This is a genomic window from Pseudomonas sp. P867, assembly GCF_019891455.1.
GTDB lineage: Bacteria > Pseudomonadota > Gammaproteobacteria > Pseudomonadales > Pseudomonadaceae > Aquipseudomonas > Aquipseudomonas synxantha_A.
This window is the reverse complement of sequence record NZ_JAFLXB010000014.1, coordinates 58,930-74,935: the sequence shown is the minus strand read 5'-3', so window position 1 is coordinate 74,935 and position 16,006 is coordinate 58,930. Positions and strand designations below refer to the sequence as shown.

General features: G+C 60.6%; 12 protein-coding genes. 3 read left to right on the top strand and 9 right to left on the bottom strand.

All coding sequences use genetic code 11. The features are described 5' to 3' along the window. Nucleotides 1-12: 12 nt before the first annotated feature. The 3 genes from J1G33_RS22475 to J1G33_RS22465 form a co-directional block, all read right to left on the bottom strand. On the bottom strand, nt 13-2,247 hold the full coding sequence (locus J1G33_RS22475; RefSeq protein ID WP_223018784.1) for a xanthine dehydrogenase family protein molybdopterin-binding subunit: 2,235 nt from the start codon (nt 2,245-2,247) through the stop codon (nt 13-15). Beyond that, entirely contained in the window at nt 2,247-2,705 is a 459-nt protein-coding gene (locus J1G33_RS22470; RefSeq protein WP_032876571.1) for a (2Fe-2S)-binding protein, read from the bottom strand. Before J1G33_RS22470 ends, J1G33_RS22475 begins: the two co-directional genes overlap by 1 nt. Before the next feature lie 189 nt (nt 2,706-2,894). Next, entirely contained in the window at nt 2,895-3,836 is a 942-nt protein-coding gene (locus J1G33_RS22465; protein ID WP_223018783.1) for a LysR family transcriptional regulator, read from the bottom strand. A 109-nt stretch (nt 3,837-3,945) separates the two neighbouring features. Between J1G33_RS22465 and J1G33_RS22460 the strand changes: the two genes are divergently transcribed. Both J1G33_RS22460 and J1G33_RS22455 read left to right on the top strand, forming a co-directional pair. After that, nucleotides 3,946-5,445, top strand: coding sequence for a CoA-acylating methylmalonate-semialdehyde dehydrogenase (locus J1G33_RS22460; protein ID WP_032876565.1), 1,500 nt, complete (start codon nt 3,946-3,948; stop codon nt 5,443-5,445). A 245-nt stretch (nt 5,446-5,690) separates the two neighbouring features. Further along, on the top strand, nt 5,691-6,467 hold the full coding sequence (locus J1G33_RS22455) for an ABC transporter substrate-binding protein (protein WP_223018782.1): 777 nt from the start codon (nt 5,691-5,693) through the stop codon (nt 6,465-6,467). A gap of 73 nt (nt 6,468-6,540) precedes the next feature. Here J1G33_RS22455 and J1G33_RS22450 read toward each other — a convergent pair whose 3' ends face one another. Genes J1G33_RS22450 through J1G33_RS22440 form a run of 3 tightly spaced genes read right to left on the bottom strand, consistent with a single transcriptional unit; the run spans nt 6,541 to nt 9,261 of the window. Next, on the bottom strand, nt 6,541-7,167 hold the full coding sequence (locus J1G33_RS22450) for a PAS domain-containing protein (protein ID WP_223018781.1): 627 nt from the start codon (nt 7,165-7,167) through the stop codon (nt 6,541-6,543). After that, nucleotides 7,167-8,300 carry an FAD-binding oxidoreductase gene (locus J1G33_RS22445; protein WP_223018780.1) on the bottom strand — a complete coding sequence of 378 codons (1,134 nt, stop codon included), beginning with the start codon at nt 8,298-8,300 and terminating at the stop codon, nt 7,167-7,169. Before J1G33_RS22445 ends, J1G33_RS22450 begins: the two co-directional genes overlap by 1 nt. A 13-nt stretch (nt 8,301-8,313) precedes the next feature. Then, on the bottom strand, nt 8,314-9,261 hold the full coding sequence (locus tag J1G33_RS22440; RefSeq protein ID WP_032876556.1) for an ornithine cyclodeaminase family protein: 948 nt from the start codon (nt 9,259-9,261) through the stop codon (nt 8,314-8,316). A gap of 436 nt (nt 9,262-9,697) precedes the next feature. Between J1G33_RS22440 and J1G33_RS22435 the strand changes: the two genes are divergently transcribed. Next, on the top strand, nt 9,698-12,190 hold the full coding sequence (locus J1G33_RS22435; RefSeq protein WP_223018779.1) for a hypothetical protein: 2,493 nt from the start codon (nt 9,698-9,700) through the stop codon (nt 12,188-12,190). A 75-nt stretch (nt 12,191-12,265) separates the two neighbouring features. On the opposite strand, the gene J1G33_RS22430 is transcribed toward J1G33_RS22435, so the two are convergent. The 3 genes from J1G33_RS22430 to xylF are packed head-to-tail and all read right to left on the bottom strand — an operon-like array spanning nt 12,266 to nt 15,957. Then, entirely contained in the window at nt 12,266-13,402 is a 1,137-nt protein-coding gene (locus J1G33_RS22430; RefSeq protein WP_032876554.1) for a sugar ABC transporter permease, read from the bottom strand. Then, a complete protein-coding gene (gene xylG / locus J1G33_RS22425) occupies nt 13,403-14,959 on the bottom strand; it encodes a D-xylose ABC transporter ATP-binding protein (RefSeq protein ID WP_223018778.1) in 1,557 nt (518 codons plus the stop codon). Beyond that, nucleotides 14,956-15,957 (bottom strand): D-xylose ABC transporter substrate-binding protein, encoded by a 1,002-nt coding sequence (xylF, locus tag J1G33_RS22420; protein ID WP_223018777.1) that lies wholly within the window; start codon nt 15,955-15,957, stop codon nt 14,956-14,958. Before xylF ends, xylG begins: the two co-directional genes overlap by 4 nt. Nucleotides 15,958-16,006: the final 49 nt, after the last annotated feature.

Genomic DNA, 16,006 nt, shown 5'->3' with positions numbered 1-16,006 from the left:
GTTCCCTGTGGGTTAACTGAAGGTGTGGCGGCTCAACGGCAAGCTGCGGATGCGCTGGCCGGTCAACTGTGCCACCGCATTGATCACCGCCGGTGCCACGGCGGGCAATGGCGGTTCACCGATGCCTCCCATCTTTTCGCCGCTCTCGACGATCTTCACGTGGACCTGCGCCATACGCGAGGGCGGCAGGATCGGATACAGGTCGTAGTTACGCGCCCGTGGCATACCGTCCACGTACACCGCTTCCTCCAGCAACGTTTGCGAGAGCCCCAGGGCTACCGCGCCGCTGACCTGGGCTTGAATGATCGCCGGGTTGACGATGCTGCCCGGGTCGATGGCCTCCCAGATATGGTGAACCTTGACCTGGCCGTTCTCGATCGACACTTCGGCGACTACCGCCGCGTGAGAGCCAAAGGGCGAAGCCATGGCCACCCCGCGTGCACGGCGCGTGCCGTCTTCGGCGGTGTAGGGGCCACGCTTCCAGCCACCGGACAGCTCGCCCACCGCTTGCAGCAAGGTGGTCAGCCGTGGGTTGTCGCGCAGCAGGTGCAGGCGCAACTCATAAGGGTCGTGACCGCCCTTGTCCGCCAGCTCATCCAGGAATGATTCGTAGAAAAAATCGTTAAGGGAATTACCCACTGAACGCCAGTAGCCGAGCATGGGCGCGCCCTTGACGTAGATCTGTGCGATGCGCTTGTTGGGGATCGCATAACTCTTGCCCGACAGGCCTTCCAGGGCGGTGGGGTCGATCTGCTCGCCCTGTTTGCCACTGAGGGCTTCGGTAGGGCCTTCGGTGGCACTCACCGCTTCGATGGCTATCGGCAGGCCCTTGTCGTCCAGGGCGGCACGAAACTTCACCACGGCGAGCGGGCGCAACACATCGCGCAGGAACTCTTCTTCACGGCTCCAGATCAGCTTGATCGGGCGGCCGACCGCCTTGGCCAGCGCGATAGCCTGCGGGTACGGATTAGCCGAGTCATACAGGAAATGCCGACCAAAAAAGCCCCCCAGCAGCGGGGAGTGCAGGGTGATTTGCTCGGTGGCGAGGCCGGTGCGTTTGGCAATGTCGGCGCGGAACATATCCGGCGCCTGGTTGGGCAGCCACACCTCAAGCGTGCCGTCGGGGTTGAAGCGCGCCAAGGCTGAAGGCGGCTCCAGCTGGGCATGGTTGAGGTATTGGTTATGGTAGGTGGCTTCGACCCGAGTCTTGGCGCCAGCCAGGGCGCCGGCGACATCGCCCTGGTTTTCGTCATCGCGGGCCGGGCCCTGCTGGGCGGCGAGGAAGTCGAGGTATTTGTCGCTGGAAAAATCCGCCGGCATCGCCCGTACGGTCGAGTCGGCAGAGGCTTCCTGCCATTCAACCTGGATGGCCTCCACCGCACGCTTGGCGTGCCACCAGCGTTCGGCCACCACCGCCACGGCGCCTGGCAAGGTATGAACCGAATGCACCCCCGGCATGGCCTCGACCTGGGCCTGGTTGCGCAGGCTGCCCACGCTCATGCCCAGGCGCGGCGCGTGCTGGACGGCGGCGTGGAGCATGTTGTCGAGTTTAAGGTCGATGGTGTAAAGCGCCTTGCCGGTGGATTTGTCATAGGCATCCAGGCGTTTGACCGGCTTGCCGATCCAACGGAACTGGCTAGGGTCGCGCAGGGTGATGGTAGCGGGGTCGGGCACCGGCATATCGAGGGCACGACCGGCCAGTTCACCGTAGCCCACGGAGCGGCCGGAAGCGGCGTGTACCACGCGGCCAGGCTGGGTGGTCAGCTCGCTGAGCGGCACGCGCAGTTGCTCGGCGCCGGCCTGCATCAGCATGGCGCGGGCGAGGGCGCCGAGGCGGCGCATGGTCGGGTAGCTCATGCGCACCGACATGCTGCCGCCGGTGATGCGCAGGCCGTTTTCCATTACCACGTAGGCTTCACCCGGCGGGGCCGCTTCGACGATAAAAGTGGCGGGGTCGGCATCCAACTCTTCGCCGATGATCTGTGCCATGGCGGTGTGGGTGCCCTGGCCGCCTTCCATGAAGGGGCTGAGCAGGCGCACGCTACCGTCCGGGCGAATTTCCAGGAACGCCGGCACTTGGGTGCCGCGTTCGGCAGCGCCGGTGGCGGCCTGCACCCGCGACGAGCCCAGGGGCAAGCCAAAGCCGATGACCAGCGCACCTACGGCGGTACTGGCGAGAAAGCGCCGACGCGACAGGTTGATCGGCTCGTCCAATTTAACGCCGGGCAGGATCTCGGACATATTCATCAGGCGGTCTCCTTCCCGGCGGCCAAGCCATCCATGGCGGCATGGATGGCGTTGTAAGTGCCGCAGCGGCACAGGTTGACCATTGCCGCATCGATCTGCGCTTTCGACGGAGCGGGGGTGTGCTTGAGCAGCGCGGTGGCCGCCATCACTTGCCCGGACTGGCAGTAGCCGCACTGCGCCACCTGGTGCTCGACCCAGGCAGAGACCACGCGTTTGCCCACCTCGTCGGCCTCGATGGCTTCGATGGTGGTGATCTCGCGACCGACCACCCCGGCTACCGGCGTCACGCACGAGCGCACCACATTGCCGTCCACCAGCACCGAACAGGCGCCGCACTGGGCCAGGCCGCAGCCGTACTTGGTGCCGGTCAGGCCCAGGTTGTCGCGGATCACCCACAACAACGGCGTGTCTGCCTCGGCCTCGACTTGATAGGCCTTTTGGTTAATACGTAATTCCATGGCTGGCTCACCTGCTGATCATCGGTTGGTGCTGCAAAATTCTTATAGGAACGGTGCGACTGTACGTCGCCCATCGTCGAACTCTAGACCACCGCGCAACAGCTATCTATGCAATCGACTTCAAGTTCAGAGGATCAGGCAAGAATTCAACAGGATTGGGTCACTGTCCTCTGTAGGAGCGAGCCTTCATCAGCTGCCAGTGAATTGAAACCCGCCTGACAGTTTTTCCTTCAAATACCCCACCAGCATCGCCACGGACCTGGGCACATGGGGCGAGTAGGGCCGAATCAGATAAATTTCATCGGCAAACGCGCCCTTGAGCGTCCAGCCCTTCAACACCTGCACCAGCTTGCCGCTGGCCAGGGCGGCATGGGCGCTGAAGTCCGGCAGCAAGGCGACGCCCAGGTGATTGAGCGCCGCGTCGCGCAAGGCTTCGCTGTTGTTGGTGGAAAAGCTGCCGGCGATGGGCACGGTGGTGCGCTCGATATTTTTGCTGCCGCGCTCGAAGGTCCAGGCCGGTTGGTCGCTGCCCCGTGGGTAGTAAAGGCAGTTGTGGGCGCCCAGGTCTGCCGGGGTTCGCGGTTCACCGTGGCGTTGCAGGTAGTCCTGGGTAGCCACCAGCACTGAGGTGGTATCGCACAGCTTCCACGCCACATGCGTCTCCGGTACCTGGAAACCGTGGCGCACCGCCAGGTCGTAGCCTTCGGCCGCCAGTGAGCTCAAGGCGTCGGACACGTCTAGCTGGATGCGCACTTGCGGGTACTGCTGCAAAAAGCCGGAAAGGTGCGGCACCAGTTGTTGCCGGGCAAACGCCACGGGGGCGGTCAGGCGCACCAGGCCGCGAATTTCGCCGACGGAGTCGCGCACCGACGAGAAGCTGCGGGCAATCTGCGCATAGGCGCTGCGCACTTCGCGGGTCAAAGACAGCCCGGCTTCGGTCAATCGCACGCTGCGGGTGGTGCGGGTCACCAGGCGCGTACCGGTGGCTTTCTCCAGATCGGAGATGCGTTGGCTGACCGCCGATTTGCTCACCCCCAACCGTGCCGCGGCGGCGGTGTAGGTGCCTTGTTCTTCCAGCACCGACAGCCAGTGGATATGGGTCCACAGCCCTTCGATCTCAGCCTTTTCCATGAGTGTATTGTTCGCATAAAAGGACAATAAGTTCTGGATTTTGCTCTGGTTTGGAACAAATCGAAAGCCTATCGTGTGTCCCAACGCTACCTACCTGGGATCCATTGCCATGACCACGACCATTGAGCACTACATCAACGACCAGCGCGTGAGCCGCGATGATCGCTATCAGGACGTCTACAACCCGGCCACCGGTGACGTCACCGCGCGCGTGGCCCTGGCCAGCCGCCAGACCGTAGGCGAAGCCGTCGCTGCCGCCCAGGCTGCATTCGCCGGCTGGGCCGACACCCCGCCGATCCGCCGCGCCCGCGTGTTGTTTGAATACCTGCACCTGCTGCGTGAGCGCAAGGATGACTTGGCGCGCATCATTGTCGCCGAGCACGGCAAGGTCTTCACTGACGCCCAGGGCGAAGTCGACCGTGGCATCGACATTCTCGAATTTGCCTGCGGCATTCCCAACCTGCTCAAGGGCGAGCATTCCGACCAGGTCTCCCGTGGCATGGACAACTGGACCATGCGCCAGCCGCTGGGCGTGGTGGCCGGCGTGACGCCATTCAACTTCCCGGTGATGGTGCCGATGTGGATGTACCCGATCGCCATCGCGGCGGGCAACACCTTCATCCTCAAGCCAAGCCCCACCGACCCGAGCGCTTCGTTGTTCATGGCCGAGCTGCTGCGTGAAGCGGGCTTGCCCAAAGGCGTGTTCAACGTGGTGCAGGGCGACAAGGAATCGGTGGATGCGCTGATCGAACACCCGGACGTCAAGGCCGTGAGCTTTGTCGGTTCTACGCCGATTGCGCAGTACATCTATGAGAGCGGCGCCCGCAACGGCAAGCGCGTACAAGGCCTGGGCGGGGCGAAAAACCACATGGTGGTGATGCCCGACGCCGATATCGAGCGCACCGTCGATGCACTGATGGGCGCTGCCTACGGTAGCGCCGGCGAGCGCTGCATGGCCATTTCGGTGGCGGTGCTGGTGGGGGATGTGGGGGATAAGGTCATCGCTGCCTTGAGCGAGCGCGCCAAGACGCTGCGCATTACCGACGGCCGCGACTTGAAAGCCGAGATGGGCCCGATCGTTTCGCGGGCCGCCCTGGAGCGCATCAGCGGCTATATCGAGCAGGGCGTACAGGCCGGCGCGCAATTGTTGCTCGACGGTCGTGACTACGTGCCAACCGAACCCGGCCTGGAAAACGGCTTCTGGCTTGGCGCCACGCTGTTCGACCACGTGACCCAAGACATGAGCATCTACCGCGAAGAAATCTTCGGCCCGGTGCTGGCCTGCGTGCGCGTCAACGATTTCGCCGAAGCGGTGAAGCTGGTCAACGACCACGAGTTTGGCAACGGCGTCAGCTGCTTCACCCGCGACGGCAACATCGCCCGCGAATTCGCCCGGCGCATTGAAGTGGGCATGGTTGGCATCAACGTGCCGATCCCTGTACCGATGGCCTGGCATGGTTTTGGCGGCTGGAAGAAGAGCCTGTTTGGCGACATGCATGCCTACGGCACTGAGGGGGTGCGTTTCTACACCAAGCAGAAGTCGATCATGCAGCGTTGGTCGGAGAGTATTGAACAGGGTGCGGAGTTTGCGATGCCGGTGTCGAAGTAAGGTCTCACGAGCACTGTAAGTCCAAGTGTGGGAGGGGGCTTGCTCCCGATAGCAGAGTGTCAGTCAGTCTCTATGTGACTGAAACACCGCTATCGGGAGCAAGCCCCCTCCCACATTTCGTACGCGTTTGTTCTGAATTGACGCGATGAGCATAAAAGTCCAGTATGGAATTATAAGTACAAAACAGCTGCTGTCCGTTTTTCTTCACTCTTGCCAAACCAACAACAACCCGCGAGAACCCGCTCATGAAGAAACGCCACCTTATTCCCGCCCTGGCCCTGAGTCTGTTCGCTGCCGGCCACCTGCTGGCCGCCGAGAAAACCCTGCGCATCGGCATCGAGGCCGCTTACCCACCGTTTGCGTCCAAGACCGGCGACGGCAAGATCGTCGGCTTCGACTACGACATCGGCAACGCCCTGTGCGCGCAAATGAAGGTCAAGTGCGTGTGGGTTGAAGGTGAGTTCGATGGTTTGATCCCGTCCCTCAAGGTCAAGAAAATCGACCTGGCGCTGTCGTCCATGACCATCAACGAGGACCGCAAGAAGTCGGTGGATTTCACCCACAAATACTACTTCACCTCCTCACGCCTGGTGATGAAGGACGGCGCAGTGGTGGATGACCAGTACGCCAGCCTCAAGGGCAAGAACGTCGGCGTACAGCGCGCCACCACCACCGACCGTTATGCCACCGAGGTGTTCGAACCCAAGGGCATCAACGTCAAGCGCTACAGCAATAACGAAGAGATCTACATGGACCTGGCCGCAGGGCGCCTGGACGCGATTTTTGCTGACACCATCCCCTTGAGTGACTTCCTCTCGATGCCACGCGGCCAGGGTTACGCGTTTGTGGGGCCGGAACTCAAGGATCCGAAATACGTGGGCGAGGGCGCGGGGATTGCGGTGCGCAAGGGCAATGGCGAGTTGGTCAGCGAATTGAATGCGGCCATCGACGGCATTCGTGCCAGTGGTGAATACCAGAAGATTTCACAGCAGTACTTCAAGGCTGATATCTACGGCGACTGATCCAGGGAAATACGCGGTCAATGTGGGAGCTGTCGAGCTCCCACAGGGGGGCGGCGCTGTCTTCAGAAAGGGCTCAACCCTTGAGTTCCTTCAAATGCTTGTAGACCGTCGCCCGCCCCATGCCCAGTACGTTGGCGACATAGTTGGACGCGCTCTTGCCCTTGAACGCGCCTTCGGCGTGTAACGCCAACACCAGTTCACGTTTGTGGTCGCGGGTCAGCAGGTTCAGGCTCAACTGACGCTCACGCAGCCAGCCATGCAGAAAGGTGTTGATGCGCTCCTGCCAATCATCGCGAAACAGCGCGTCCGGCTGGGCGATCAGCTTGCTCGGCGACAGGAACAGATCCAGCGCGGCCTTGGCGTTTTCCAGCAGTGAGATATTCAGGTTGATGCACAGCACGGCCAGCCGGCGTCCGTTGTGGTCGTGCAGCACGGTGCTCAGGCTGCGGATTTTCTGACCGTCCCAGTTAAGCTTCTCATAAGGGCCGATATTCACTTCGCTGACGTCGCCGTCGAGCATGTCCTCCAGCGACGAGTCGTCACCCAGGCTGCGTTTGGACAGATTGTTGGCGATGTAGTCGATGGTTTGCGTGCGCAGGTCATGCAGGACCACCTCCGCATGGGGAAAGAACAGCGTGGCGATCGCATCGGCAATCGCACGAAAGTTCTGCATGACGTTGTCGTGTTCAGCGGTGTTCATCAAAGGGGCTCCAGGCGGACGGGGGAGAGCATACCAGCGTCCAGCCCGAACTGTACGAGGTGCTCGGGCAGCGGCTCGCCGCGCACCAGTGCAGCGCTGGCCTGGCCCATGGCCGGTGAGGTCTGGATGCCATAACCGCCCTGTGCCGCCACCCAGAACAGCCCCGGTACCTGTGGGTCAAAACCGCTGAGCAAATCCCCATCGGCCACAAAACTGCGCAGGCCGGCCCAGGTGCGCGTCGGGCGGCGGATGGTCAGGGTGGTGGCTTCCTCGATCTGGTAGATGCCCATGGCGATATCCAGCTCTTCGGGTTGCACGTCCTGGGCCTGGACCGGGTCGGCGTTGGCCGGCGAGCCGAGGAACATGCCCGCGTCGGGCTTCATGTAGAAGGCTTCGTCAAGGGCCACCAGCATCGGCCAGTCATGGGCATCGACGCCGTCCGGGCCGGCGAAGATAAATGCGGAGCGACGTTTGGGTTGCAAACCGATGGAGGCCGCGCCTGCCAGGCCGCCGATATGGTCGGCCCAGGCGCCGGCAGCATTGATGATGACCGGCGCGGTGAAGGTCCCATCCTGGGTACGCACGTGCCACAGGCCGTCGATGTCGCGGCTCAAGCCCAGCACATGGCTGTCGGTGCGCACTTGGCCATTGTTGCGACGGATGCCGCGCAGGTAGCCCTGGTGCAGGGCGTCGGTATCGATGTCGCACGCCGTTGGGTCATAGATTGCGCCGTGGACTTTTTCCCGGCGCAGGATCGGCAAGCGTTTACAGGCCTCGTCGGCGCTCAAGCGTTCCACCTGTGCCACGGTGGCTTTGGCGCTCAGGTATTGACTATCGAGTTCGGCCGGGTCGCCGGTGAAATCGACGGTCATTTCGCCCCGCGGAGTGAGCAGTGGGTGTTCGCAGAAACCTGCTGGCGGCTGGTCGAAAAACGCCCGGCTGGCCAGGGTCAGCGCGCGCACTTGCGGGGTGCCGTATGCAGCGGTGTAGAGCGCCGCCGAGCGCCCCGTGGAGTGATAGGCCGGATGGTTTTCGCGCTCCAGCACCAGCACCTTGGCGTGCTGCGACAACCAGAAGCCGGTGGACGCGCCGGCAATGCCGCCGCCGATGATGATGAAGTCTGCGTGGTGCATGTGAATCTCCTGATTAGCGCTGGCGTTGGTACAGGGCATTGGCCAATGCAATATCTTCCAGGCCCAGGCCGATAGAGCGGAAAAACACATGGCGCTGAGGGTCCGGGCGCTGCGCCATATCGCTGAGCAGTTCGGGCAGGTCGCCGAGCACCGCACGTTTATCCCAGCCGTGCTGTTCGCTGGCAATCAGCATGTCGCCCGCCGCATCCGGGGTGGTCTGGCGATAATCGCAGTACACCTGCATCTGTTCGAGGCACACGGGAGGCACTTCGTGGGCACGCGGTGCGTTGGTGCTGATGGAGGTGATCAACGCGGGCTTGCTCAGGCGCATCGGGTCGATCACTGGGCCTGCCGATGAGGTGCAGAGCAGAATCACATCGGCGTCTTGCAGCGCGGCATCGCAGCTGGCGGCGAGGCTCAGGCGCGGGTCCAGCGCGTTGAGTTGCGCGCGCGTTTCGGCGCTGGCACTGCCAAGGCTTGGGGAATACAGGCGGATGTGCTGCCAGTCACGCAGGTTTTGCACATAGCGCAGGTGTGCCTGGGCGACCTTGCCGCTGCCGATAATCGCCAGGCGCTGCGCCGACAGCGGCGCCAGCGCGTCGACTGCCAATGCGGTGGTGGCGGCCGTGCGTGCGGTGGTCAATTCAGCGGCATCGCACAACAGCAGCGGCTGGCCGCTGTGCATCGACATCAGCAGGGTCCACGCCGTCACCAGCGGGCCCTGTTCACGCACGATGTAGGGCGAGGTCTTGACGCCATACACGCCATCTTCTGCCAGCACTCCCAGGTAATTGATGAAATCTCCCGCGCCTTGGGGAAACTCCACCCACTGCTGCGCCGGCTGCACCGCCTGCCCGGCGGCGAGCTCGCGAAACAGCTTGCGCAGGATAGCGGGCACGTCGATTTGAGCCAGCAAGCTACGGGCCTGGGCCTGGTCGATGATGAGGGGGGGATTGGACATGGACGCCTCTGAATAAACTTATTTGTCCATTATGGACTTTTAGTTTGCGTTCGCAATAACCCATGGAAAAAATCAGATCAATGTGGGAGGGGCGGTGCGACGATTCGACTTGCCCCCGAGGGCGGCGGGTCAGTCACAGATGTGCTTCTGACACTCCCTCATCGGGAGCAAGCCCCCTCCCACAGTTTTAACCATGGCGCGCCCAAAGGCGCCACTAACCAATGTGCAATATCGACAGTGAGCAATAGCGAAAACGGCATGTAACACGTGCCACGCTTATTGGAGGAACCTATTCGCTTGGAGGTGCGACTCATCTGACGGCTGATGTAGTTACGAGGGGGCGCGATCTGTGTACGCAAACTCCACCAGCGCAGCCTGCCCCCTATGATGCAGTCAGGTGGGGTAATCGCAATTGTCTGGAAAAGGTACCTCATCAATGTTCTTGGATGATTTTTCTTCACTGAGCCCCGATTGCTATTTGCCCGGTGATCCCTCGTATTCAGAGATCACGGGCGCACTGGATTTCCCCAGCAACAATACAGCTGACCCTCTCAGCGAAACATCGAGCATTCTGGCCCGACCTCTGTCCCAAGAGGCGCTTTACACTACGATCATCCATGGACCTTTCACGGGCTCTTTGCGCAATACCCTGGAAGAACAGCTGCAGTGTATCGATGCGTATGCCCTCCGGGTTACCGCGCTGATCGATAGCATAGAACGGGGTAACGAAGGTGAGCGCAATATCCGGTTCCAACAGACTCGTCAGTTCCTGGAACCTGCAGGTTACTTTAGCGCCGGATTGTTGGCCGCTGGGTACGACCCCCATGAAAAAATCAGCGTGACATTCAACACTTACGTAGGGAAATGGACGCCGGAGGTAAAAACCAACACGGACACACGCACCTACTTTGCTTGGGAAATAGCAGCTGGCGCGCTAAAGCACGACCGGACATCGGAAGGTGGCCTGGTCAATTTCCGAACAACCCACATCGAGCCACAAGACCGCAGCAGGATCAGTGATCTGGAGGCGTTGGGAGCGCGACTCCAGGGCCATTGGGAAGCTGAGGTAGCCAAGCCAATGAGCGATGAGTCAGGGCCACTGGCCGAGCGCTCGGGCAAAGCGGATGTCTATGTGCTGCGCGGCACCTTGCAAAGCCTGTTAAACGATAAGACTGGCTTCGAAAAGTTAAGCGTTGAAACACAAGAGGCGATCCATCGAACGTTATATTGGAACGGCCAAGTCATTATTCCCAATCTCTATGGTTACCCATTGGCAGGCTATGCCTTTATTCCTGACTTGCCCTTTGATGGGAATGTCGAGCATCGACCCAATAAGGGGTTGATGATTGATTTGAAGAGCGGCAAGGCCAGTGAAATATCGGGCGATAGAGGGTTTTCCGAGTGGGCCAAAGAAAATCGCCATAGCATCGTCAGTCGATTCAATGCCAGCGACAGACAAGGCGGTAAAGACGCGCATTGGCCCAAAGCTGGCGAGGTACTTGATCATTACATTGCGGGCAATCTTGCTACCTATCCGGGGCGTCAAAACATAGTCAAAGACAAGGCTGTGCCGGTGTGGGAAACATTCAATTATACGAAGTCGCGAGGCAGTGATTATTTTTTGAAGCACGGTAGCCTCAGCTCCGGTATTGCCGCAGCGTACCAAGGGTTAAATGCCAATAATGCGGTGTGGAATGACCAGACACAGGTATTTGGCGCCTCGCAGCAACGATGGAAGGCAATAAAAGAAGTATGGGGCAGTACCTTTGGTTATGCGCCCGTCGTTGGCAATCTGGGCCAGATCGTTTTCGGAGTGCACGACTCCATTTATGGCATGACGGCTAATGATCGCGTGGCAGGCAATGCCGCAGCGGCCATTTCAGCTTTGCAGCTGGCGCACGAGCTGTCGCCAGTCGGGCCAGAGGCGCAGGAGCCGCCGCTCATACCGTTTAACGCCAGCGCCAATGATCGTTACCAATGGCACCCTGCAGCGCAGCCTAACGAAGTTGAACTGACGCGAATATCAAATGCTCCGGCCACTACGCCGTCCACCCCAGCGCCAACCTTTGCGGGAATGCGCGAGGTGGAGTTCAGGGGCAAGAAGTATTTTGTTGCTGACAAACCCGATGTGGCAGATGGTGAACATTACAAGTTGCGAGTACCCGACGCGCAAGACCCCTCAAAATTGGCATATAGCGGCATTGCCGCCAAGCCGGATGAGGCGGGAGTGTGGACAAGAATGGGCGTCCCGGGTGGGGGGCTGAAAGAATATTTTTCCCGTAAATACAGACAGGCACGGGAAACGTTGGACGCCGTTGCTCAACAACATGCCGACATGGCGCTCCCCGTTAAGGAACACGAGGTAGAGCAGTTTACAAAGACGCTGGTTACACTTATGGGCGAGAGTAATGCGGGTGAGTTCGAATGGATTGAAACCTACACTCACGCGGATTCCGACTTTGTCAACGGACCACTGAGAGCGGGTAAGACCACGCCTGAGCTTGAAGCGTTTCTCGGCGAGTTCAATCAATTGAACCCTTATGAAGGCAAAGCTTATCGCTCGGCTTTTGTTACGGATGAAGGCGCGAAAAGGCTTAAAGATGGTGTTGGGAAAGTGTTCCAGGACCCGGGGGTACAATCTGCTTCGGCGACGGTGCGTAATTCTGCCGAATGGGAAGGATGGGCCAAAGGCGCGGCGAAGCAGCGAACCCATGCCACCCAGCAGGTGGTGTATGTATTTGATGAGTCAGTGCCGAAAATGAATATGTCGACGGACTTTTTGAAGGACCATGTTGCCATAGGTGCTGGAAAGGTTTTGCAGGTGCTGGCTTTCAAAGAGCAGGGCCAAAAGTTGTTTGTGTACCTCGCTTCGCCCTCCAAAATACCGAAGCATGTTTACAATCTATTTGATGGGAAGATCATTTACTGATTGCCTGAGCCCCTCAGTCGGCTGGATGGCGGCATGACTATGTGCGCCACGCCGCCGTTTTGAGGGACTGGCGAATCAGCGCCGTCCTGCCCGCGTACTCACATCCACCCACACCGCCACTACCAAAATGCTGCCCTTGACGATCATCTGCCAGTAACTGTCCACGTCGAGCATCGACATGCCGTTATCCAGGCTGGTAATCACCAATGCTCCGAGCAACGCGCCATACACCGTGCCCGAGCCACCGCGCATCGAGGTGCCGCCAATAAAACATGCGGCGATGGCGTCGAGTTCGCCCATGTTGCCCGCCGACGGTGACCCGGCGGCGAGGCGGGCGGTGTTGACCAGACCGGCGAGGGCGCACATCACGCCCATGATGCCGAAGATCCACAGTTTCACCGCTTGCACATTGATGCCCGACAGGCGCGTGGCTTCCATATTGCTGCCCACCGCATAGACGCGGCGGCCGAACACGGTCTGGCGAGTGACGTAGCTGAAAACGCCGAGCAGCACCAGTAACAACAGCACCGGTACCGGAATGCCGTCGTAGCGGTTCAGCGTGGTGACAAACCCGGCGAGCACCGCACCGATCAGCACCACGCGCAATCCATCACGCACCGGCGAGTGCGCGGCCAAACCATGCAGCGCGCGGTTGCGCCGTTGTTTCCAGGTGAGGAATACCGTCAGGGCAAACAGCAACACCCCGAGCCCGATACCGACGGTGTGGGGCAAATACCCCTGGCCCACATACACCAGCGACGGCGACACCGGTGCAATGGTGGTGCCGCCGGTAATCCCCAGCAAAATCCCGCGAAACGCCAGCATCCCGCCCAGGCCGACGATAAACGAGGGGATGCGCAGATAGGCGGTCATGTAACCGTTGGCCAGGCCGATCATCAACCCGCACAGCGCCACCAGGCTGAGGTTGGCCAGCAGCGGTACGTGATAGACCACGTCCAGAATCGCCGCCAGCCCGCCCAACAGTCCGAGCAACGAACCTACCGACAAATCGATCTCGCCGCTGATAATCACCAGCACCATACCGCACGCCAATATGCCGGTGATCGACATCTGCCGCAGCAGGTTGGACAAGTTGCGCGGCGTGACGAAGCCGCCCTCGGTCTGCCAACTGAAAAACAGCCAGATGAACGCCACGGCGATCACCAGGGCGAGCATTTTGTAGCGGGTGAAAAGCTGTTTGACCTGATTCATCTACGCGGTCTTCCGATTATTAGGGTGTTGGCTGAGCGCAGCGGCGAGCACCTGTTCCTGGGTAAGCCCCTCGTTGATGAAGTCACCGCGCAGTTGGCCGTCGCCGATTACCAGCACGCGGTTGGATACGCCGAGCACTTCGGCCAGCTCCGAGGAAACCATGATGATCGACACACCTTCGGCCGCCAGCGCGCCCATCAGTTTGTAGATCTCATACTTGGCGCCCACATCCACCCCACGTGTGGGTTCGTCGAGGATCAGCACCTTGGGCTTGGCCATCAGCATTTTCGCGAGCACGGCCTTTTGCTGATTGCCGCCGGACAGGCTGGTGATCGGCAGCAACGGGCTGGCGGTCTTGAGGTGCATACGTGCGATTTGCTGGTCGATGCTGCCCAGTTCGGCCTCAGCGTCGATGCGGCTCAGGTGCGCATAGGTGTCGAGCACAGCCAGGGTGATGTTATGGCCGACGCCCAGGTCGGGAATGATGCCTTGGCGCTTGCGGTCTTCGGGCACCATGCACAACCCGGCGCGGATCGATTTGAGCGGTGTGCGCGTATCGACGATTTGGCCGTCCAGCCACACCTGCGCGCTGTAGCGTCCGGGGTAGGCGCCGAACAGTGCCGACACCAGTTCGGTGCGCCCGGCGCCCACGAGCCCTGCAATGCCGAGGATTTCGCCGCGCTTGAGCACAAACGAAATATCGTCGACGCGCTTGCGCTTGGGGTTGTCGACGTCGTAGCAGGTGACGTTGCGCGCTTCAAAAATCACCTCGCCCACTGCATGTGGCTCGGTGGGGTAGAGGTTGCTCATTTCGCGGCCGACCATTTGGGTGATGATCTGTGCAATGTCCATGTCCGCCATGGCGGTGGTCGCGATGTGCTTGCCGTCGCGGATCACTGCGATGGTGTCGCACACCGCCGCCACTTCATCGAGCTTGTGCGAGATATACACGCAGGCCACGCCCTTGGCCTTGAGGCCCTGGATGATGTCCAGCAGCACTTCGATTTCCGAGCGGGTCAGGGCTGAGGACGGCTCGTCAAGGATCAACAGGCGCGCTTGCTTGTTGAGGGCCTTGGCGATTTCCACCAGTTGCTGGTAGCCGCCGCCGTACTGCGACACTGGCAGCGCCACGTTCATGTCCGGCACCTTGAGTTCGCGCATCAAGGCTTCGGCCCGTTGCAGCATCGCCGGGTAGTTCATGCGCCCGCCGGGCAGGGTCAGCTCGTGGCCCATGAAGATGTTTTCGGCTACCGACAGGTCGGGCACCAGGGTCAGTTCCTGGTGAATGATGACGATGCCGGCGGCCTCGGTTTCGCGAATGGACTGGGCCTTGAGCGGTAGCCCGTCCCAGAGGATTTCGCCCTCCCAGGTGCCGTAGGGATAGACCGCCGACAGCACCTTCATCAAGGTGGATTTACCGGCACCGTTCTCACCGCACAGCCCGACGCATTCTCCCGGGCGTACCTTGATATCGATGCCATTGAGGGCGTTGACACCGCCAAAGCTTTTGACGATGCCGTTCATTTGCAGCAGGTAGTCGGCGGCCATGGCGGTCATTGCCCGCCGATCTGCTCTTTGGTGTAGAACCCATCCTTCTCCAGTACGTCGATATTGGCTTTGGTCAGCGGTGTTGGGGTGAGCAGGATGGTGTCGACTTTCTTGCTGCCGTTGTCGTACTGCGAGCTATAGGTCGGCTTTTCGCTGCGCGCCAGTTGCACCGAGAGTTTGGCGGCTTCGGTGGCGATCAGCTTGAGCGGCTTGTAGACGGTCATGGTCTGGGTGCCGTCGATCACGCGCTTGATTGCCGCAAGGTCAGCGTCCTGGCCGGAGATCGGCACCTTGCCCGCCAGCTTCTGTGCGGCCAGGGCCTGAATCGCGCCGCCAGCGGTGGCGTCGTTGGAGGCAACGATGGCATCGATCTTGTTGTCATTACGGGTCAGGGCGTTTTCGACAATGCTCAAGGCTTCGGTAGGGTTCCACTCCTTGACCCACTGCTGGCCGACAATCTTGATGTCGCCCTTGTCGATAGCCGGTTGCAGCACCTTCATCTGGCCTTCGCGCAGCACCTTGGCGTTGTTGTCCGTCGGTGCGCCGCCGAGCAGGAAGTAATTGCCCTTGGGCGCCGCTTGCAGCACGCCGTTGGCCTGCATCTCACCGACTTTTTCGTTATCAAACGAGATGTACGCGTCGATGTCTGCGTTGAGGATCAGGCGGTCATAAGACACCACTTTGATCCCGGCCTTCTTGGCTTCGGCTACGGCGTTGGTCAGCACCGTGGCGTTGAACGGCACGATCACGATCACATCGACGCCACGGGAGATCAGGTTTTCGATTTGCGAGATTTGCTTTTGCTCGTTGGCATCAGCGGACTGCACGAAGACCTTGGCATCAAGTTTTTCCGCGGCGGCGACGAAGTAATCGCGGTCGCGGGACCAGCGCTCCAGGCGCAAGTCATCGATGGAAAACCCGATTTTCGGATGGGCCGGATCGGCCATCACCGGCAAGGCGAGCAGGGCCAGGGCAGTGGCGAGCAGGGTGCGTGTGAATGACTTCATGGTGGTGCGTCCTTTTATTGTTGTTGGAAAGACACTAGGTGAAGACTCT